The sequence below is a fragment of the Marinobacter similis genome (assembly GCF_000830985.1).
Classification (GTDB): domain Bacteria; phylum Pseudomonadota; class Gammaproteobacteria; order Pseudomonadales; family Oleiphilaceae; genus Marinobacter; species Marinobacter similis.
Genome location: NZ_CP007151.1, coordinates 1242088 through 1260523, shown reverse-complemented (window position 1 = coordinate 1260523; position 18436 = coordinate 1242088). Strand labels below are relative to the sequence as shown.

General features: G+C 59.0%; 15 protein-coding genes and 5 pseudogenes. 13 read left to right on the top strand and 7 right to left on the bottom strand.

Annotated elements, in window-relative coordinates:
* Complete coding sequence (locus AU14_RS05895) at nucleotides 1-900, bottom strand: LysR family transcriptional regulator (RefSeq protein WP_041339649.1); 900 nt, start codon at nucleotides 898-900, stop codon at nucleotides 1-3.
* A gap of 129 nt (nucleotides 901-1029) precedes the next feature.
* Between AU14_RS05895 and AU14_RS05890 the strand changes: the two genes are divergently transcribed.
* Nucleotides 1030-1224 carry a hypothetical protein gene (locus tag AU14_RS05890; protein ID WP_041339648.1) on the top strand — a complete coding sequence of 65 codons (195 nt, stop codon included), beginning with the start codon at nucleotides 1030-1032 and terminating at the stop codon, nucleotides 1222-1224.
* 106 nt (nucleotides 1225-1330) lie between these two features.
* Here AU14_RS05890 and AU14_RS05885 read toward each other — a convergent pair.
* Together AU14_RS05885 and AU14_RS05880 are read right to left on the bottom strand one after the other, a co-directional pair.
* Nucleotides 1331-3010 (bottom strand): annotated as a pseudogene (locus AU14_RS05885) (AMP-binding protein).
* 429 nt (nucleotides 3011-3439) lie between these two features.
* Nucleotides 3440-3868, bottom strand: a complete 429-nt coding sequence (locus AU14_RS05880; protein ID WP_041339646.1) for an Lrp/AsnC family transcriptional regulator — start codon at nucleotides 3866-3868, stop codon at nucleotides 3440-3442.
* Nucleotides 3869-3983: 115 nt separating this feature from the next.
* Here AU14_RS05880 and AU14_RS05875 point away from each other — a divergent pair, with 115 nt between their 5' ends.
* Genes AU14_RS05875 through AU14_RS05865 form a run of 3 tightly spaced genes read left to right on the top strand, consistent with a single transcriptional unit; the run spans nucleotide 3984 to nucleotide 5894 of the window.
* The gene (locus AU14_RS05875; RefSeq protein ID WP_148312723.1) at nucleotides 3984-4925 is read left to right on the top strand and encodes an arginine N-succinyltransferase; all 942 of its coding nucleotides are present in this window, start codon (nucleotides 3984-3986) and stop codon (nucleotides 4923-4925) included.
* Nucleotides 4919-5098, top strand: coding sequence for a hypothetical protein (locus tag AU14_RS19340; RefSeq protein ID WP_041339644.1), 180 nt, complete (start codon nucleotides 4919-4921; stop codon nucleotides 5096-5098). The genes AU14_RS05875 and AU14_RS19340 overlap by 7 nt, the downstream gene beginning before the upstream one ends.
* Nucleotides 5088-5894 carry a DUF1338 domain-containing protein gene (locus AU14_RS05865; RefSeq protein WP_041339642.1) on the top strand — a complete coding sequence of 269 codons (807 nt, stop codon included), beginning with the start codon at nucleotides 5088-5090 and terminating at the stop codon, nucleotides 5892-5894. The genes AU14_RS19340 and AU14_RS05865 overlap by 11 nt, the downstream gene beginning before the upstream one ends.
* 27 nt (nucleotides 5895-5921) lie before the next feature.
* Here the strand turns inward: AU14_RS05865 and AU14_RS05860 are convergent, their stop codons facing one another.
* The gene (locus AU14_RS05860) at nucleotides 5922-6578 is read right to left on the bottom strand and encodes a protein-L-isoaspartate(D-aspartate) O-methyltransferase (protein WP_041339640.1); all 657 of its coding nucleotides are present in this window, start codon (nucleotides 6576-6578) and stop codon (nucleotides 5922-5924) included.
* A 192-nt stretch (nucleotides 6579-6770) separates the two neighbouring features.
* On the opposite strand from AU14_RS05860, the pseudogene AU14_RS05855 reads away from it, so the two are divergent.
* Nucleotides 6771-7435: pseudogene (locus tag AU14_RS05855) on the top strand (AbiTii domain-containing protein).
* Here AU14_RS05855 and AU14_RS05850 read toward each other — a convergent pair.
* Complete coding sequence (locus AU14_RS05850; RefSeq protein WP_041339638.1) at nucleotides 7432-8238, bottom strand: TSUP family transporter; 807 nt, start codon at nucleotides 8236-8238, stop codon at nucleotides 7432-7434. The pseudogene AU14_RS05855 and the gene AU14_RS05850 sit on opposite strands and share 4 nt — an antisense overlap.
* 162 nt (nucleotides 8239-8400) lie before the next feature.
* On the opposite strand from AU14_RS05850, the pseudogene AU14_RS05845 reads away from it, so the two are divergent.
* The 6 genes and pseudogenes from AU14_RS05845 to AU14_RS05820 all read left to right on the top strand — a co-directional run bounded on the left by AU14_RS05845 (nucleotide 8401) and on the right by AU14_RS05820 (nucleotide 14105).
* Nucleotides 8401-9461: pseudogene (locus AU14_RS05845) on the top strand (PA0069 family radical SAM protein).
* Between the two features lie 62 nt (nucleotides 9462-9523).
* Nucleotides 9524-11227, top strand: coding sequence for a L,D-transpeptidase family protein (locus tag AU14_RS05840; RefSeq protein WP_094191166.1), 1704 nt, complete (start codon nucleotides 9524-9526; stop codon nucleotides 11225-11227).
* Nucleotides 11224-11676, top strand: coding sequence for a hypothetical protein (locus AU14_RS05835; protein ID WP_041339636.1), 453 nt, complete (start codon nucleotides 11224-11226; stop codon nucleotides 11674-11676). The genes AU14_RS05840 and AU14_RS05835 overlap by 4 nt, the downstream gene beginning before the upstream one ends.
* A 57-nt stretch (nucleotides 11677-11733) precedes the next feature.
* Nucleotides 11734-12006: a SelT/SelW/SelH family protein gene (locus AU14_RS05830; RefSeq protein ID WP_041339634.1), complete on the top strand. Its 273-nt coding sequence runs from the start codon at nucleotides 11734-11736 to the stop codon at nucleotides 12004-12006.
* A gap of 128 nt (nucleotides 12007-12134) precedes the next feature.
* Entirely contained in the window at nucleotides 12135-13235 is a 1101-nt protein-coding gene (locus AU14_RS05825) for an oxidoreductase (protein WP_041339632.1), read from the top strand.
* A gap of 84 nt (nucleotides 13236-13319) precedes the next feature.
* Complete coding sequence (locus AU14_RS05820; RefSeq protein WP_041339630.1) at nucleotides 13320-14105, top strand: ZIP family metal transporter; 786 nt, start codon at nucleotides 13320-13322, stop codon at nucleotides 14103-14105.
* Here the strand turns inward: AU14_RS05820 and AU14_RS20845 are convergent.
* Both AU14_RS20845 and AU14_RS20840 read right to left on the bottom strand, forming a co-directional pair.
* Nucleotides 14102-14632 carry a substrate-binding domain-containing protein gene (locus AU14_RS20845; RefSeq protein WP_236744473.1) on the bottom strand — a complete coding sequence of 177 codons (531 nt, stop codon included), beginning with the start codon at nucleotides 14630-14632 and terminating at the stop codon, nucleotides 14102-14104. The two genes, AU14_RS05820 and AU14_RS20845, sit on opposite strands and share 4 nt — an antisense overlap.
* Complete coding sequence (locus tag AU14_RS20840) at nucleotides 14629-15015, bottom strand: LysR family transcriptional regulator (RefSeq protein ID WP_236744472.1); 387 nt, start codon at nucleotides 15013-15015, stop codon at nucleotides 14629-14631. Before AU14_RS20840 ends, AU14_RS20845 begins: the two co-directional genes overlap by 4 nt.
* Nucleotides 15016-15201: 186 nt before the next feature.
* On the opposite strand from AU14_RS20840, the pseudogene AU14_RS05810 reads away from it, so the two are divergent.
* Both AU14_RS05810 and AU14_RS05805 read left to right on the top strand, forming a co-directional pair.
* Nucleotides 15202-16712, top strand: a pseudogene (locus tag AU14_RS05810) (CoA-acylating methylmalonate-semialdehyde dehydrogenase).
* Nucleotides 16713-16738: 26 nt separating this feature from the next.
* Nucleotides 16739-18405 (top strand): annotated as a pseudogene (locus tag AU14_RS05805) (GMC family oxidoreductase).
* Nucleotides 18406-18436: the final 31 nt, after the last annotated feature.

The window sequence follows — 18436 nt, the reverse complement described above, 5'->3', positions numbered from 1 at the left end:
TTAGAGCGAGCCGCTGATTTCGATGCTCGATTCCAGGGCCTGAAGCCGGTCCACCAGGAACTCCATTACGATCCGGACCCGGGCCATCTGCTGGGTGTCCTGGCTGACGTGTAGCCACAGATCAACGCTCTCGCCTTCTAGCGGATCGCTCAGCCGGCGCAGTTCCTTCGCGCCCTCGCCCAGGTAACACGGCAATACCGCCAGCCCGGCACCGGCGCAGGCCAGTGAGTGCATGGACTGCAGGCTGTTACACCGGATCAGCGACTGGGCGTTTTTCAAGTGCTTGCGGTACCAGCGCCCGGTAGCCAGATGGCTGAAGGTTTCATCAGGCACGATCCAGACACAGGCCTCCGGATCATTCTCGATGTCCATCTGCCGGTTACGGCGACAATAAAGCGCGGCGCCGTAAACCGCCGACTCGACCGCGGCAATGCGCTCGCCATCCAAGGTAGCCTGGGGCTTGTTGTCACAGCGCAGGGTCAGATCGGCTTCCCGGTGACTGAGGTTGGCGACGTCGTTGTCGGTCAACACTTCAAGCTCGATATCCGGGAACTCTCGAACCAGATCCGCCAAAATCGGGCTGAGCAAGGCGTTCAGGGTGGCGTCTTCCGCCGCCAGCCTGACTTTACCCACCGGCGCCGAATCCTGGCCCACCAGCTTACGCTCCAGGTTTTCCATGGCGACCGCCAGCCGATCAGCCTCACGGAAGGCGGTTTCGCCCACCGTGGTCAACTGCAAGCCATCGCGGTTCCGTTCGAAAAACTGCACTCCCATCGACTCTTCCATCTGGTCCAGTCGACGTAGCACCGTGGTTTGATGCACACCCAACAATTCACCTGCTTTGGCGAGAGTTCCGCCTATTGCCAGGGCACGTATATATCGAAGATAATCCCAATCCATAATGACTGCATATTTGCAACGTGGATACGGATTTTAACGTATTACTACTGCAAAAAAGAACCCTTATACTTTGGTCCAAGCTAAAGGTAGATCGCTAACTAACACACCTGACATAGGGAGGAAGGCGCTATGACTCAGAACCATATCGCAACCGTACAACCGCTGCCGTCAAGTATCCTCCACAATAGTGAAGAGGTCAGGCGCCAGTACACCCGTGCTGCTTCCAAGCAGGCGGCTCAGTTCATCAGCCGGAAGATTCGGTCGTGGACGCGCAAGGCAGAAGGCGTTGCGCCAGATATGACCCAGATGCAGGGCGGTCACTGAACCCGATCTGAGAAGGCGTGGGTGCTAGAGGACTGGTAACAGCGCAGAAGGATTTGTAAACGCCGGTGTTCCCGCAAGGGAACACCGGCGTTTTTGCGTTCAGGGTTCAGAATTCCCAGACCACTTTCTTTTTCTGCCCGAACCAGTCGTCCATCTTTTGGGTGTAGAAGTCTTCAATCACGTTCCGCTTGATCTTCATGGTGGGTGTCAGCATGCCGTTCTCCATGGTCCACGGCTCCTTGACCACCACCACGAAAGCCAGCTTTTCGTGGGCTTCGCATTCGGCATTCACCGCATCCAGTTGCTGGGCCAGTTCCTGCTCAAGTTCGGCGCGGTCACCACCCGCTTCCAGCTGGTCCCGGGCCTCCTCGGACAGCAACACCATCAGGCACGGCTGAGGCTGGTTGGCACCGGCCACACACACCACCTCCGCCATCGGATGATTGAAACGACTTTCAATGGCACGGGCACCACGTACTTGCCCTTTGAGGTCTTGAACAGATCCTTGACCCGGCCGGTAATCCGCAGGCAGCCATCGCTGTCGATTTCGCCCATGTCGCCGGTTTTCAGGAAGCCATCGTCGGTGACATCCTCACGGGTTTTCTCTTCGTTCTTGAAGTAGCCGAGCATCTGCCCCGGACTCTTGACCTCCACCTCGCCACCTTCGGCAATCCGATGTTCCACACCGGGGTTGGCGTTGCCCACGGTACCTACCTTGGCCTGCCCGGGGCGGTTGGCGTGGGAATAGCCGAAGTTCTCGGACATGCCATACACCTCCAGCAATTCCAGCCCAAGATTCCGATACCAGGCGATGATCTCTCCGGACAGCGGCGCGGCACCGGTGAGTGCGGCACGACAATGGTCCAGGCCGAGCTGCTTCAGCACTTTCTTTTTCACCAATGATTTGACCACCGGGATATTGAACAGCAACTTCTGTTTCTTGGGCGGCAATTTGGCATTCACGCCCAGGTAGAACTTCATCCACAACCGGGGCACTGAGAAAAACAGGGTTGGGCGTGCCCGTTGCAGGTCTTCCTGGAAAGTATCCAGGGAGTTGGCAAAGTAAAGATGGAACCCGTAATACAGCGACTGGGTTTCTACCGCGGCCCGCTCGGCGACATGGGCCAGCGGCAAATAGGAAAGCATGCGTTCATCGGACGACACCGGAAATATCTGCTGCAAGCCGTCGGCAACTGAAATCATGGTGCGGAAACTGTGCATGACCCCTTTCGGCCGGCCGGTGCTGCCGGAGGTGTAAATCAACGTCGCCAGGGAATCGGGGTCTGGCAGACTTGGCTCCGCTGGCTCATTCTGGGCTACCAGGTCAAGCCACTGGGGCGTGTCGTCCCGGGGCGACATCGGCAGCGAAACCACGGGCAGGTCGCCCGGTATACGCCCCTTGATGTCATTCCAGCCATCCGCCGTCCCATCCATCTTGCCCAGGAACAACAGTTTTGCCTCGCTGTGCTCCAGCACGTAGGCCGCAGTTTCACCATTCAGGGTCGGGTACAGAGGCACCGAGCATGGCCAGCGGCCAGATGGCCAGATCGGCCAGAATCCAGTGCGCGCTGTTCTTGCCCAAGAGCGCGATGTTGCTGTGCGCTGGCAAGTTCAGGCCTTTGAGATAGGTAGCCATTCGGGAGACCTGATCGGCCGCCTCTTTCCACGTCAGATCTTCCACCCGGCCGTCCGGGTAGGGCTGGGTCAGGTATATCGAATCGGGAGTGGTTTCTGCCCAGAAATAGAGACAATGCAGCGACGTCTGCTTGCGCGGATCAATGGCCATTTACGGCTCCTTGTTGTTGTTATCATTCTGTTTAGTTCAGGTTGGACGTATTCGGACTTATTTATAGTAGCTGGAATTCACCACCTCTCAATAGCCAGCATTGTCTTCCAGAATGACAAATGCGCTCACAACTGAGCACCTGGTCACAAAAGCCCCGTGACAGACCCGGGCAATGGTCTAGAGTGACAGGGCAGGCGTATTAGCTTGCTCAACAATTTCCCAACCTTTTCCTAACCTTTTTTTTCTAACCCCGTCCTAATAACAGGAGGTGCGCATGAAAACATCGTCTCGCTCGGCACTGATCTTCCCCGCCTGGGGCCTTATCCTGATGGGCTCTGGCGCCTTTATTTATTGCGCGTCGCTTGGCCTGCTGGGCGCCTGACCAAAACACAGCGGCCCGGCAAACGGATTCCTGCCCCATTTTGCAAACTAGCGTCTGAAGCGTGTCTCCAACACCACCGCCGAGTTAGTGCGCTCCACCCCTTCCAGGTTGCCAATATCGTCGAGCACGGCGCTCAGTTCTTCCAGCGACTGAGCCTGCACGATGGCAATCAGGTCGTACTCACCACTGACCGAGAACAGTTGCGAGACCTGGGCGAGGCCCTCGAGCGCCGCGTTGGTTCGGGAAGTCAGTTTCTGCAGCACCTTGATCGACACGTGCGCCTCCACCTGATTAGCTGAGAATTCCCCGCCCAACAGCACCGAATAACCCCGGATAACACCGCTGGCCTCCAAACGGGCAATGCGATTCTGCACCGTGGACCGGGACACATGCAGGGTTCGGGCAAGCTCGGTAATGCTGGCCCGGGCGTTGTGGCGCAGCAGCATCAGCAGTTTCTGATCCTGTTTTCCTATCATTTCGTCAACCTAATTAGTCAATTTGCTCTAATCATAGATCATTTCGCTCAAACCGCATCTGCAATCTGGCAGTTCTACTGTTCATACTGTTCCAAACCACTTCAGGATGCTGGCCATGTTCATTCGCCCGATTGCAGTCACGGATCTGGATACCCTGTATCAGATTGCCGTTGAATCCGGCCCCGGATTTACGTCTCTAATGCCCGATCGCGACGCCCTGGCCCGCAAGATCGAGCATTCCATTGCCAGTTTTGAGCGCGACGTGACTCAGCCCGGAGACGAGCATTACCTGTTCGTGCTGGAGGATGAGACCACCGGTGAGATCATGGGCACCACCGGCATTGAAGCCGCCGCCGGTCGCACCCGCCCGCTTCACCATTTCCGCCGCAGTACCGTTACCCACCATTCCCGGGATCTGGGCCTGCGCCGCAATGTGGAAACCCTGACCCGCTGTAACCACTACACCGGCTGCACCGAGATCTGCTCCCTATACCTGCGCCCGGAATTCCGTCGCGCCAATGCCGGCAAGTTGCTGTCCCGGGTGCGGTTCCTATTTATGGCACTCCACCCGGAGCGGTTCTCCGATACCGTCATCGCCGAGATGCGCGGGGTATCTGACGACGCCGGCCAGTCGCCGTTCTGGTCCTGGCTGAAGACCCACTTTGTCGATATGGATTTTGCCTCGGCCACCCGTCTAGTTGGCTCTGGCTACACCCATTTCATTGACGAGCTTATGCCGTCGTACCCGCTGTACACCTGCCTGATGAGCGCTGCAGCCAGGGCGGTGATCAGTCAGGTGCACGAGCGCACCCGGCCAGCACTGCGCCTGCTCGAGGCCGAGGGTTTCCAGCACAAGGGACTGGTAGATCTGTTCGATGCCGGCCCAACGGTAGAATGCCCGCTGGCGTCGATCCGCAGCGTGCGGGAATCCCAGGCCTGGCAGGTTGAAGTGGATGCGGTACCCGCCACCGAATTCCAGAAACGAAGCCGCGAGCGCATTGCCATGCCGTTGCTGATCACCAATACTGAAACCGCAGGATTCAGGCCACGGTGCTGACCGGGGCAGACACCCGGCCGGGCTCTAACACCCTGTGCCTGAGCCCGGCCCTGGCCGACCAGATGGGGCTGAAACCGGGCCAAACCTGCCGCGCCCTGCCCCTGGCCAGTAGTCAGCGCGACGCGGCACCCAACACTCATCACCTTCGTCCGGAGATCGTTCATGCACACTGATCGCAATGCCCTGTTCCAGCAACTCTGGCGCAACTACCAGGAGGTCACCCCCTCAGCCGAGGAGATTCACCGCATCCTGGGTGCCGAAGAGGGGCAAGCCATCATTAACGATCACATCGCCCTGCGCACCTTCAACCTGGCCCCGGTGGGGCTGGATGCCCTGGCCGAGCATTTCCTGAGCCTCGGCTACGTTCAGGGTGGCGAGTATCACTTTGAAGCCAAGAAACTCTACGCCCGGCATTACGAACATCCGGATCCGGATGCGCCCAAGGTGTTCATTTCGGAGTTATTGGTGGAGCAGTGTTCGCCAGAGCTTCAGGCCATCGTCAAGGATCTGGTGGCTCAGGTTGACCCGGACCGGGTCAAGGCAGACGACTTCCTGTATTCCGGTCGTCACTGGAACGTGGACTACCAGACCTACCGCACCCTGCTGGAAGAGAGTGAGTACGCGGCCTGGATGGCAGCCTGGGGCTATCGCGCCAACCACTTCACCGTGAGCATCAACCACCTCACTCAGTTCGAGACTGTGCCGGAAATCAACCAGCTACTTAAGGACAACGGTTATGCGGTGAATGCCTCGGGTGGCGAAGTGAAGGGCTCCCCGGCTGAGTTGCTGGAACAATCCTCCACCATGGCCGACCGGATACCGGTACAATTCTCGGATCGGGAAGAAACCATTCCCAGCTGCTTCTACGAGTTCGCACGTCGATACCCGAAAACCGACGGTGAGCTGTACAGCGGTTTTGTTGCCGCCTCAGCTGACAAGATCTTCGAAAGCACCAACGCCAGCGGCTAAGCTGGCCTGCTTCAGCGCCGGGATGGTTCAGGACCATCCCTGCTCGCCGAGCAGCGGCACGAAGCGGACATCGCCCAGGCTCTCGTCGCGGAACTCCGTTTCCGATAGTCGGGTGATTCGGCGCAAGCGCTGCACCGTGTGCGCGGATCCGACCGGTATTACCATATGGCCGCCCACCCGCAACTGCTGCTTCAACGCCTCGGGCACCACCGGCGCTCCCGCCGCCACACAGATACCATCGAAAGGCGCCTGCTCAGGCCAGCCCAAGGTACCATCGCCGCACCGCACCACCACGTGATCGTACCCTTCGGTTGCCAGTGTCTGCGCCGCTGATTCGGCAAGTTCCGGCACCCGCTCGATGCTGAACACCCGGCCGGCAATCGAGGCGATAACCGCGGCCGCATAACCCGAACCGGTGCCGATATCGAGCACCACTTCCCCGCCGGTTAAATCCATCGCATCCACCATCAAAGCCACGATATAGGGTTGAGAAATGGTTTGCCCGAAACCAATGGGCAAAGGGCCATCATCGTAGGCTTCGTCAATCAGGCTTGGGCTGACAAATTTCTCCCTCGGCACCCGCCTCATTGCCGTCACCACCGGAGCCGCGGTAATACCGCGGCCAAGAATCTGGTTCTCCACCATCCAGGCGCGACGTGACGCAAAGTCCTGATGCTGGTTCATGCCACCCTCCTCAGCCCGTTCGCTTACTCTTCGTTACAAAGCAATAACGTATCTACAACGGCAGGCGCTACCGGAGCTGTCTACTTTTTAGTCACACCCAACCGGGCATATTCCGGTGGGCTGCCTTACAACAACAATAACGCCGGGAGACGGGACTGGCCACGACTCGTTTCCGCTGCCACGGAGGACACTATGTCTGCATCTGTGAACCACCTTGAGGAACGTACCAAAGACGCATCGGAACTGCTTGGGCGCATCCTGCCCTCGGCCATAACACTGGCGCTGATGCTCCGTCACAAAAAGATGGCGGCCTGGCTAAGAGCTGAATTCGAGGGCTATCAGGACCGGGAACATGCACCGCCCTATCGCCGAGATCTGCCCGGCCATATTGTTGCCCGCTCACCTCAGTATGGCTGGATTCCGGCACCGGTAAACGAGACACAAAAGAAGGAGTTTGGCCACCTCGACGTGCTTGACGATGCCAAGTCTTTGGAAAAAATTTGCCTGACCAGCCGTAAAGGTGATGGCAACCGGGTGCTGCTGACCCAGGACGACATGGCAGTCCTCCAGCAACAGATCAACCTGAGTGCCGAGCTTGCGATCAACCTGAGCCGTGATGTCTACAGCCAGCTCCTGCGAACCATACGCGGTACTGTTTATCTGTGGACCCAGGAGCTGATGACGAGGGGGCTGAGTGGTGATCACAATCACTACAGCCAGGACGAACGGGCACTGGTGACTGACTTGGACGATCCCGAGCGATTCTGGCGTCGGGCACTGGACGAAGTCGACAATCTGCCGTTGCCGACGTGAAGCCGGCCGGGTTTTTTGAACGGGTGTTCGGACGGGCCAGTTAACCCAGCACGCTGACCATGCCGATGCTGCTGACGATCAGCAGCACGGCGCCCAGCACCTGAAAGAACACCGACGTTTCTGCCCGCAACATCCGATCGTGTACTTTCAGACCAATGACGTGACCGACCGCGGCACAGGGCAGAAGCCATAAATGGTGTATCAACTGCAGGTCTACTCCAACCCACACAAACGCGGCCATTTTGATCAGCACCAGGATGAACCAGAGCGCGAACAGGGTATCCCGCAGTTTTTCCCTGGGCAGGTGCTGGGCCACAACCGCGATGATCAGGGGCGCACCGATCAGCGACGTGCCGCTGATATAACCACCAACCATCAGGAACACCGCATCCACCGTTTTGCTGCCACTGCGGAACGGCTTGTTGATGATGTAGGACACAGAATACAGCGCCACAATTAGGAAGATGATGGCGCTGAGCACGTTACCGGGCATGGTGATCAGGCCAAACACGCCGATCAGTTTGGGCACGATCATGATGCCCAGAATGCGCCACAAGTAACGCCAATCCACCGTGCTCTCTGCAGCCCCCCTGGCCCTGGCTTCCGCCGCTGACTCAGAGGGATCGGCAGGCTTCCGCTTACGGTTGTTCAGCCAGATCGTCAGTGACGAGAACACCAACAGGTGCACCGCAATGATCGGCAAGAAGACCAGAGGCTCATCCAGTACCAGCAACAGGAACGGCAGCGACAGCACCGCCCCGCCAAACCCCAGCCCGGAACGGACAAAGCCACTCCAGACAAAGATCATTGCAATCAAAACGTACTGAACGAGACTGAGGTCCGACATAGAGTCCTTAAATCTGGGTGAATGCGCGGGCTCAGAGTATACCCAACCTGGGCTGAATTCGCCGGTCGCCAGGTCAGACCAAACGTCGAGCAAAGTTGCACCGGTCAGACCGCAGGCGTAGCATGGCAATAGCTGTATAAATAAACAGTATCTGGATTTGCCATGAAAACCCGAGCTACCGGCCTCAACCCCCACAATCGCTTCCAGCCTATCGTCACCGACCGCGATCAGGATGACGGCTGGTACCAGGCACCCGAAGACGATTTGAACCCGGATTCGGTGGCAACCGAAGTGGTCAACGAGTCGGTCAGATCCATCATCAGCCGCAACACCTCCCGGATGTGCCCTTTGATCAATCCATCAATCCGTACCGGGGCTGCGAGCACGCCTGCATCTACTGCTTTGCCCGCCCCACGCACGCCTATTGGGACATGTCCCCGGGACTGGACTTCGAGACCCGGCTGATCGCCAAACCCAACGCTGCAAGCAAGCTCCGGGAAGAACTCGATAAGCCGGGCTATAGCGTCTCCCCCATCGCGCTGGGCGTGAATACCGACGCCTACCAGCCGCTGGAGCGGGAGCGGCGCATCACCCGCGAATTGTTGGAAGTAATGCTTGAATACCGCCACCCGGTGTCGATCATCACCAAGGGCGCGCTGATCCTCAGAGACCTTGATCTACTGACCGAACTGGCCGAGCAGGGCCTCTGTTCCGTGCGCATCAGCCTGACCACCCTGAGCAATGACCTGAAACGCCGGATGGAGCCGCGCACTGCGGCACCAGCCACTCGGCTCAAGATGATTGAACAACTCGCCAGCGCCGGAATTCCCACCGGCATCATCCTCGGCCCGGTGATTCCCTTTATTAACGACCAGGAGATTGAGGCGATACTGGAGGCCGCCGCCTCAGCCGGTGCAACCCGTGCCAGCTGGATCATGCTGCGCCTGCCCCTGGAGCTCGACGAGCTGTTCCAGGAATGGCTGCAGCGGCACTTTCCGCAGCGGGCCGAGCACGTGATGAATCGAATCCGTGATTTACGGGGCGGCAAGAGTTACGATTCCGCCTTCGGGCGCCGGATGACCGGTATCGGCCCTTACGCCGACCTGATCCGCCAGCGCTTCTCGAACAAGGCAAAACGGCTTGGACTGAACCTTCACCAGGCCGAACCCCTACGAAATGACCTGTTCCGCCGCCCGGCGGGGGAACAAATGGGACTCTGGTAACGTCCAATACCCAGGTCACTTGTAGTCATCTGATGTTGTTCAGGGAAGAATCGGAGGGCCCCATGCCCGCACTGAATTGCGTCACCAATGCTCTGGCGTTGGTGCTTATTGTTGCTGTTTGCCCCTGGTTTTCTTCCTCAGTCAAAGCCAATGAATCCCTTGTCGCCCGGATTGAGGCACTGGACGCGGGCTTTACCGTGGAGGTGTTAGGTAATCGCCTGCTGGCCCGACAGGCACTTTCCAACTTCTACGCCGCCAACGGCTACGAGCGGGCATGGCGCCGTGCAGACCAACGCCACCAGCTGCTTGAGGCCATCGAATCGGCCAGCCGTGATGGCCTGGACCCGAGGGATTATCACGCCGATGTCCTGGCGGAACTCTCGAATCGCCCGATGCAGGACCTTCCTGCCGACTTGCAGGCCGATCTGGACCTGTTGTTTTCCGATGCCTTCCTGATGCTCGGCTCGCATCTGCTCGAGGGCAAGGTCAGCCCGCATACGATTCACGCCGAATGGACTGCAAACCGGCGGCAGCGCAACATGGGCCAGGTTCTGGCGGCGGCGCTGGCCAATGGTGACATTGGCGCAGCCGTCGACGCCCTGCGGCCGACCCATTCCGACTACCACAGGCTGGTGCAGGCCCGTCAGACCATGACCGAACTGCTGGGGCAGCCCTGGTTGCCGATCCCCACAGGTCAAACCATTCGCCCCGGCGACCGGGACCACCGGCTAATCGAAATACGGCGGCGGCTGACCGCCCTGGGTGATCTATCCGAATCGGATGCGACCGATCCCAGCCTGTACGGCGGAGACCTTGAAACTGCAGTGCCCCTGTTCCAGGCCCGCCATGGCCTGGAACCCGACGGCATCATTGGCCCGGCCACTCTGACAGCATTCAACCTGCTGCCCATCGAACGGATGCATCAGATCGATGCCAGCCTGGAGCGCTGGCGCTGGCTGCCGGAGTCACTGGGGGAGCGATTCGTATTGGTCAATATTGCCGGCTACGAGCTGAAAATGATAGATCGGGGCGTCGAGCTGCTGCGCCAACGTGTGATTGTCGGCCGGCCTTTCCGGCAGACCCCGGTGTTCAGTGATCGGATCCGCTACCTGGTGGTAAACCCGACCTGGACCGTGCCGCGCCGACTGATGATTGAGGATCAGCTGCCCCAGATCATCCGGGATCCGGATTACCTGCAGCGTCTGAATATGAAGGTATACCGCGGCTGGGGCGCCGACCGGCAACAGATCGACCCCGCTGCCATCAACTGGGGCACACTGTCCCCGAACAACTTCCCGTACCAGCTGGTGCAGGACCCCGGCCCCAACAACGCACTGGGCCAGATCAAGTTCATGTTTCCGAACCAGTACGACATCTACCTCCACGACACCCCATCGCGGGATCTGTTTGGTCGGGTAGACCGCTCCTTCAGTTCTGGCTGTATCCGGGTGGAACAACCGTTCGCACTGGCAGAGCAATTGCTCTTGGGTGACCCGAACTGGAACCGGGCGCGCATCCACAACATGGTCGGCTCCAACCAGCCCAAAACCATCCTGTTGCCTGAGCCGGTTCCCGTCTACATTCAGTATTGGACTGCCTGGGTCGACGACCGCGGGCAGCTGCAGTTCCGCAATGACATCTATAATCGTGATAGCCGCTTGCTCGCCCGCCTTCGGGAGGACGCCTCAGGCGGCAGCCATGGCCTGACACCGGCGACAGTCTCGTACCAGGAGACTCAAGCCAACGACGACAAGGAGCAACCATGACACGCACCTTCGCTATTCTGACGTTGATCCTGCTCGTGTCCGGGTGTCAGTCGCTGCCCGACCCCCGGGAAGGAACGGAGCGCAACACCGTTTTCCTGAGCGCCCAACATTGTCTGAGCGAATACCTGAAAGAGCTCGAGAAGAATCACTACGGGCCCTGCCTGAAGGTACTCTCTGTGGCCGGCACGCCGCCCGCGGTCACCGATGAAGGCTTTATCGAGCTGCCGATTGCCACCCCTCTGACTGTCAGCACCAGCTGTGTCTATCGCCACGCCGACGGCTCGCCGATCCCTCAGACCATGGAAACGGTGGAGTTTAAAATCACCGACCAGACCTTTTCCAAACCGGGAGAGCGCTGGTATCTTCATGCCCACAAGCAGGCCCGGGATGTGGTCGGCTGCGAGCCGACACTGTCGCGCTCCACCTACCCGACCTACAAAACCGACTGAATCGTCGGCATGCGCCCCCGGTGCCAACCAGCGCCCTAACATCAGGAGTTCCCATCCATGACCAACCGCGTCGACATTCACTACTGCACCGGTTGCCGCTGGCTGCTGCGCTCAGCCTGGATGGCGCAGGAACTGCTTACCACCTTTGAAGGCCAGCTCGACGAACTCACGCTACACCCGGGCGACGGAGGAATCTTCGAGGTGTGGGTAAATGGCACTCGCATCTGGTCCCGCAAAGAACAACAGGGGTTCCCTGAAATCACCAAGCTCAAACAGCTGGTTCGGGATGAAATCGACCCGGAGCGTTCACTGGGCCACTCTGACCGTTGATCTGCCTGCATTTTTCCCATCTTGCTCAAAAAATCTGAGCGGCTTCATCGGATCATATCGCTTTAAACCTGAACTGCTGGCGCGGATGATTCGTAATTGAATACTTGATCAAGAATGGGAGGAACCAGATGACCGACGTGATGCAAAACACCCGATTTACCAACCTGAGCATGGCCAATCGCTTTGCGCTTGCGCCCATGACCCGGACTAGCGCCGAGGCCGACGGCACCCCCAACGAGCTGATGGCTGATCACTACGAAGCCTATGCCAAAGGCGGGTTTGGCCTTTTGATTACCGAAGGCACTTACACCGATGACCGTGCCAGCCAAGGCTACGCCAATCAGCCTGGCCTGATTAACGACGCGCACATTGAAGGTTGGAAAACCATCGTGGACCGCATTCACGCCGCGGGCAGCAAGGCGATTGCTCAGCTCATGCACGCTGGTGCCCAGTTCCAGGCCAACCATTACACCGATCAGCCGCTGGCGCCCAGTGCCGTCCAGCCGAAAGGCGCACCCCTTGGCTTTTACGGCGACCAGTCTGAGTGGCAAACGCCGCAGGTGATGACTGAGGCCGACATCAAATTCGCGATCGAAGGATTCGTTAAGACCGCGGTTAACGCCAAAACCGCCGGTTTCGACGGTGTCGAACTGCACGGAGCCAATGGCTACCTGCTGAACCAGTTCCTGAGCACCCACTTTAACCGTCGCGAAGATTCCTACGGTGGCAGCCTGGAGAATCGTCTGCGCGTGGTGGTGGAAACCATCAAAGCGGTACGAGCAGCGGTCGGTGACGACTTCGCAGTAGGCATTCGCCTGTCGCAGGTCGCAGTAACGGATCCCGACTATCAGCTGCCCGAAGGCGAAGCCGGTTTCCGCCAGATTACAGAAGCAGTCCGGGACGCTGGTGCCGACTTTATCCATACCACCGACGGTGATGTCCACCGAGCGCCCTTTGTTGAGGGTGACAAGTCGCTGGCCGACGTGGTCGCCGATGTCGACGGCATTGAGCTGATCATCAACGGCGGAATTGACGAAACCAACCACCAGGACCGCGCAGCCGCGTACCCGGGATCTTTGCTGGCCGTGGGTAAGAAAGCGCTAGCTAATCCGGATTTCGTGCAGCGCCTGAAGGATGGCAAGGAGATCGAAGACATCGACTTTGCCATGCTGCAGCCCAAGGCCACCATTGAGAACGAACTGGCCTGGCGTCGTAAGCAGGCAGCCTAACCGGCACGCCCTGCTGTCGACGAACCCCCAGAGCGAGAGCTCCGGGGGTTTTCTTTGTTTGATAAAACCCCAACCGGAGACTCCATGACTTCCGACATCAGCATTGTCTGGCTAGGTGCATTGGCAAGCCTGTTGGCCGGTCTGGCCAGTGGCGTTGGCGCGCTGGCGATTTTTTTCGTTAGAACGCTGACCGACCGGTTTCAGGACAGCATGCTGGCGGCCGCAGCCGGCGTTATGTTGGCGGCCTCGTTCTTTTCGCTGCTACTGCCGGGGCTGGAATACGGGGAGTCCTTGGTTGGCACGACCAGCGGAGCGGCGCTGATCGTTATCTTCGGTGTGCTGTCGGGCGCCGGCGCGCTATTCTTTATTCACCAGAAGCTGCCCCACGAGCACTTTAGCCTGGGCCGCGAAGGCCCAAATACGGCTCACATCCGGCGAATCTGGCTGTTCATCATTGCCATCACACTGCACAACTTTCCCGAGGGCATGGCGGTCGGCGTTGGCTTTGCCGGCGGCGATGTCAGCAACGGCTATGTGCTGGCCACCGGGATCGGCATTCAGAATATTCCAGAGGGTCTGGCGGTGGCCTTTTCCCTACTGGCGATCAACTACTCCCGGGTAAAAGCCTTTGGTATTGCCCTGCTCACCGGCCTGGCCGAACCGATAGGCGGCATCTTTGGCGCAGCACTGGTGTGGCTGGCCGAGCCGATCATGCCCTGGACTCTGGGGTTTGCCGCCGGTGCCATGCTGTTCATCATCAGCAACGAGATCATTCCGGAAACCCACCGGAACTCATACAAAACTCTGGCCACCTTCTCGTTACTGGTCGGTTTTGTGATCATGATGTTTCTGGATGCCACGCTCGGCTAGACCCGCCGAGCCGAGGCCCTCAAGCAGCCAGACCCCGGCCAATGCTCCAGAGCCTCGACGATGACCGGTTCGTGCTCGCGGTCCCTGCGCCAGATAAAGCTGAGGGCGCAGGGAATGCGCACCCCTTCCGCAACCACCAGGCCCCGTTCCTGACGCTCGGCCATGGCCAGGGCGTCTCGGGCCAGGCTGAGCCCTACCCCCGCCCGAACCAGGTCGAGCATGCAGGCCTCCTGATCCACCTGGGCCACGCCCTGGGGCACCAGCCCCTGCGGCTCCATGACACTGGCCAGCAATCGGTTATGTACCGAATCCTCCGGCGTCACGATCCAGGGCAGCGCCGCCAGGCTGGACCAGCGGGTATCAGCGACCCGGGAGGCCCACCCGGCTGGCGCAATCACGTGGTAATCAAACTGGGTCAGTTCCCGGTGCATCAGCTCGGGCAGAACCGGACCTACCCCCGGCGGGGCCAGGAAGTAGCCGACATCGAGATTGCCATTGCGCACCTGCTCCAGTACCCGGCCACTCATCCCTGGTGCAACTCGGTTTCAAGCTGCGGCGCCCGAGCCACCAACCGATGCAGAAAAGCCCCGAGCCGGATAAATTCCGGGTCCACGATGGTGCCAATCTTGAGCCGCCCCCGTACTGTGCTGTGCAGGGCACGGGCACTCTGTTCAAACGCGGCCAGTCCGGCCAGGGCCTTTTCCGCCACCGGCAGCAAGCTCTGGCCGTCGGCAGTGAGCACCAGGCCCTGGGGTTTGCGCCGGAACAGCTTGAGCCCCAGATCATCTTGCAATTGCTTCAATTTGAGACTGACGGCGGGCTGTGTGAGATGCAAACGCTCCGCGGCTCTCGAGACACTGCCCTCGCGCGCCACCGCCACAAATGCACGTAATCCCTGCAGGTGTTGCATAACCATTCCTCGCCAACCATGATATAAGCAATACTTATATCATGGTTTAGAAAATTTCAATTGCTTCAATCCAAAACCGGCCGTAAATTATCTGTTCAATTCTTCACCATATTCACTTAAAGCCCCTTAAAAAGGGCTTTAAACAGCCAAACAACAAACTGAACTGAAAACAGGAAAGAGGCAACCATGAGCAATCCAACGATCCAGCATTATATCAATGGACAAATTTCAGAGGGCAGCTCCGGCCAAAATCAAGAGGTTTTCAATCCGGCCACCGGTAAGGTCTCGGGCCAAGTAACTCTCGCCAACCGTGAGGATGTTGACCAGGCTGTTGCCGCCGCTTCCGCGGCTTTCCCAAGCTGGGCCGACACCCCGCCGATTCGGCGTGCCCGCGTTATGTTCAGATTTCTGGCACTGCTTAACGAACACAAGGACGAACTGGCGAAAGCCATCACCCGCGAGCACGGAAAGGTCTTTACCGATGCCCAGGGCGAAGTCGCCCGGGGTATCGACATTGTCGAGTTCGCCTGCGGCATTCCGCAGTTGCTGAAAGGCGATTACACCGACCAGGTCAGCACCGGTATCGACAACTGGACCATGCGCCAGCCCCTGGGAGTCGTTGCCGGCATCACTCCCTTCAACTTCCCGGTGATGGTGCCGATGTGGATGTTCCCGGTGGCGATCGCCGCCGGCAACACTTTCGTGCTTAAACCCAGCCCTATCGATCCCAGCGCTTCTCTGATGATCGCCGACTTGCTCCAACAGGCGGGTTTGCCCGACGGCGTGTTTAACGTTGTTCAGGGCGACAAGGGTGCTGTAGAAGCCCTGATTGAACACCCGGACGTCATGGCGTTGAGCTTTGTCGGCTCCACCCCGATTGCCAACCTGATCTACGAAAATGGCGCTCGTCACGGCAAGCGCATTCAGGCATTGGGCGGCGCCAAGAACCACATGGTGGTAATGCCCGATGCGGATCTCGACAAGGCCGTGGACGCCCTCATCGGTGCCGGTTACGGCAGTGCTGGCGAACGGTGCATGGCCATTAGCGTTGCTGTATTGGTAGGTGACGTTGCCGACAAGATCATCCCTCGCCTGGCCGAGCGAGCGCGCGACCTGAAGGTGAAAAACGGTATGGAACTGGACGCGAGATGGGCCCGATCGTCAGTGCCGCTGCGCACCAACGCATTACCGGCTACATTGACAAAGGTGTGGCAGAAGGCGCCGAACTGATTGTGGACGGCCGTGAGTTTGACGCCGGCACCACTGGCGATGGCTGCGATGAAGGGTTCTGGATGGGCGGCAGCCTGTTCGACCACGTAACGCCGGAGATGACCATCTACAAAGAGGAAATTTTCGGTCCGGTACTGGCCTGCGTTCGCGTTCCAGACGTAGCTACGGCCATCCGGTTAATCAACGACCATGAGTTTGGCAACGGGGTAAGCTGCTTCACTGAGAGCGGCAGCGTGGCCCGTGAATTCGGTCGTCGTATTCAAATTGGCATGGTCGGCATTAACGTGCCTATCCCTGTGCCGATGGCTTGGCACGGCTTTGGTGGTTGGAAGCGCTCGATGTTTGGCGACACCCACGCTTATGGCGAAGAAGGCGTAAAGTTCTACACTCGCCAAAAATCCATCATGCAGCGCTGGTCAGACTCGATTGATGCCGGTGCTGAATTCGCTATGCCAACCGCCAAGTAACGCGAACACGCTCCGGGAGACAGGCTATGTCCGACAACAACAATGCTCAGGGCCAGCTCGATTTCGACTACATCGTTGTAGGAGCCGGCTCTGCCGGCTGCCTGCTAGCTAACCGACTGAGTGCGGACCCAGCTAACCGGGTCCTGCTCATCGAGGCCGGCGGCCGGGACAACTACCACTGGATTCACATTCCGGTGGGCTACCTGTACTGCATCGACAACCCTCGTACCGACTGGCGGTTCCGCACCGAGCCGGACCCGGGCCTCAACGGCCGATCCCTGATTTATCCGCGGGGCAAAACCCTGGGCGGCTGCTCCAGCATCAATGGCATGCTCTACATTCGCGGCCAGGCCCGGGACTACAACCACTGGGCTGAGGTCACCGGCGAGCCGGCTTGGCGCTGGGACAACTGCCTGCCTGACTTCATGCGCCACGAAGATCACTATCGCCTGGATGACGGCGGTGACGCCGATCCGGAGCATAAGAACTACCACGGCCACGGTGGCGAATGGCGGATTGAACGCCAGCGCCTGAAGTGGAAGGTTCTGGAGGACTTTGCCGACGCCTGTGTAGAGGCGGGCATTCCCCGAACCCGGGACTTCAATCGCGGCGACAACGAAGGCGTCGACTATTTCGAAGTAAACCAACGTTCCGGCTGGCGCTGGAATACATCAAAAGCCTTCCTGCGGACCGCCGAGAAGCGTCCCAACCTGACCCTTTGGCACTCCACACATGTGATGGCACTGGAAATGTCAGCGGGTGAAAAACCCCGCTGCACGGGAGTTCGAGTGGAACGCCCCGGAGAAGGTGAGCTTACGGCAAACGCCAGCCGGGAAGTCATTCTTTCTGCAGGCGCCATTGGCTCGCCCCAGTTGCTTCAACTGTCTGGAATCGGACCGGCAGACCTGCTCCGGGAGCATGATATTCCGGTTGTAGCCGACTTGCCCGGTGTGGGTGAAAACCTGCAGGATCACCTGCAGATCCGTTCGGTGTACAAGGTGCGGGGCGCTAAGACCCTGAACACCATGGCCAACTCGCTCACTGGCAAAGCTCGGATTGGCCTGGAGTATCTGATCAAACGCTCTGGCCCCATGAGCATGGCGCCATCCCAACTGTGCTTGTTCACACGAAGCTCAGAAGAGTACAAGCACGCGAATATTGAGTACCACGTTCAACCTTGAGCCTTGACGCGTTTGGGCAACCGCTGCACGACTTTCCGGCCATTACCGCCAGCGTCTGCAACCTCAACCCTTCGAGCCGTGGCACGGTCCGTATCCGCAGCCGCGACTCCAGAACCGCGCCTGCGATTGCTCCCAACTATTTAAGCACTGAGGAAGATCGCAAAGTCGCGGCGGATTCTCTCCGGGTCACCCGTCGTATTGCGGAACAGCAGGCGTTGGCCAAATATCAACCGGAGGAATTCAAGCCGGGCGTTCAGTTCCAAACTGATGAAGAGCTTGCGAAACTGGCCGGCGACATTGGCACCACCATTTTCCACCCGGTGGGCACCACCCGCATGGGTCGGGAAGATGACAACATGGCTGTGGTGGACCCGAAACTGAGGGTTCGGGGCGTTGCCGGACTGCGAGTCGTAGACGCAGGCGTAATGCCAACCATCACCAGTGGCAACACCAATTCCCCGACCTTGATGATTGCGGAAAAGGCAGCGAGCTGGATTCTGGAAAGCAAATAACAACACCCTCCACGCCACCGGCCTGGAGGGT

Excerpts from the sequence above, each read along its gene's own strand:
- AU14_RS20845 (WP_236744473.1), bottom strand. The coding sequence starts at position 14,632 with ATGAGTGGCCGGGTACTGGAGCAGGTGCGCAATGGCAATCTCGATGTC.
- AU14_RS05895 (WP_041339649.1), bottom strand. The coding sequence starts at position 900 with ATGGATTGGGATTATCTTCGATATATACGTGCCCTGGCAATAGGCGGA.
- AU14_RS05820 (WP_041339630.1), top strand. The coding sequence starts at position 13,320 with ATGACTTCCGACATCAGCATTGTCTGGCTAGGTGCATTGGCAAGCCTG.
- AU14_RS05860 (WP_041339640.1), bottom strand. The coding sequence starts at position 6,578 with ATGAACCAGCATCAGGACTTTGCGTCACGTCGCGCCTGGATGGTGGAG.
- AU14_RS05835 (WP_041339636.1), top strand. The coding sequence starts at position 11,224 with ATGACACGCACCTTCGCTATTCTGACGTTGATCCTGCTCGTGTCCGGG.
- AU14_RS05865 (WP_041339642.1), top strand. The coding sequence starts at position 5,088 with ATGCACACTGATCGCAATGCCCTGTTCCAGCAACTCTGGCGCAACTAC.
- AU14_RS05825 (WP_041339632.1), top strand. The coding sequence starts at position 12,135 with ATGACCGACGTGATGCAAAACACCCGATTTACCAACCTGAGCATGGCC.
- AU14_RS05850 (WP_041339638.1), bottom strand. The coding sequence starts at position 8,238 with ATGTCGGACCTCAGTCTCGTTCAGTACGTTTTGATTGCAATGATCTTT.
- AU14_RS20840 (WP_236744472.1), bottom strand. The coding sequence starts at position 15,015 with ATGCAACACCTGCAGGGATTACGTGCATTTGTGGCGGTGGCGCGCGAG.
- AU14_RS05880 (WP_041339646.1), bottom strand. The coding sequence starts at position 3,868 with ATGATAGGAAAACAGGATCAGAAACTGCTGATGCTGCTGCGCCACAAC.
- AU14_RS05875 (WP_148312723.1), top strand. The coding sequence starts at position 3,984 with ATGTTCATTCGCCCGATTGCAGTCACGGATCTGGATACCCTGTATCAG.
- AU14_RS05830 (WP_041339634.1), top strand. The coding sequence starts at position 11,734 with ATGACCAACCGCGTCGACATTCACTACTGCACCGGTTGCCGCTGGCTG.
- AU14_RS05840 (WP_094191166.1), top strand. The coding sequence starts at position 9,524 with ATGCCCGCACTGAATTGCGTCACCAATGCTCTGGCGTTGGTGCTTATT.
- AU14_RS05890 (WP_041339648.1), top strand. The coding sequence starts at position 1,030 with ATGACTCAGAACCATATCGCAACCGTACAACCGCTGCCGTCAAGTATC.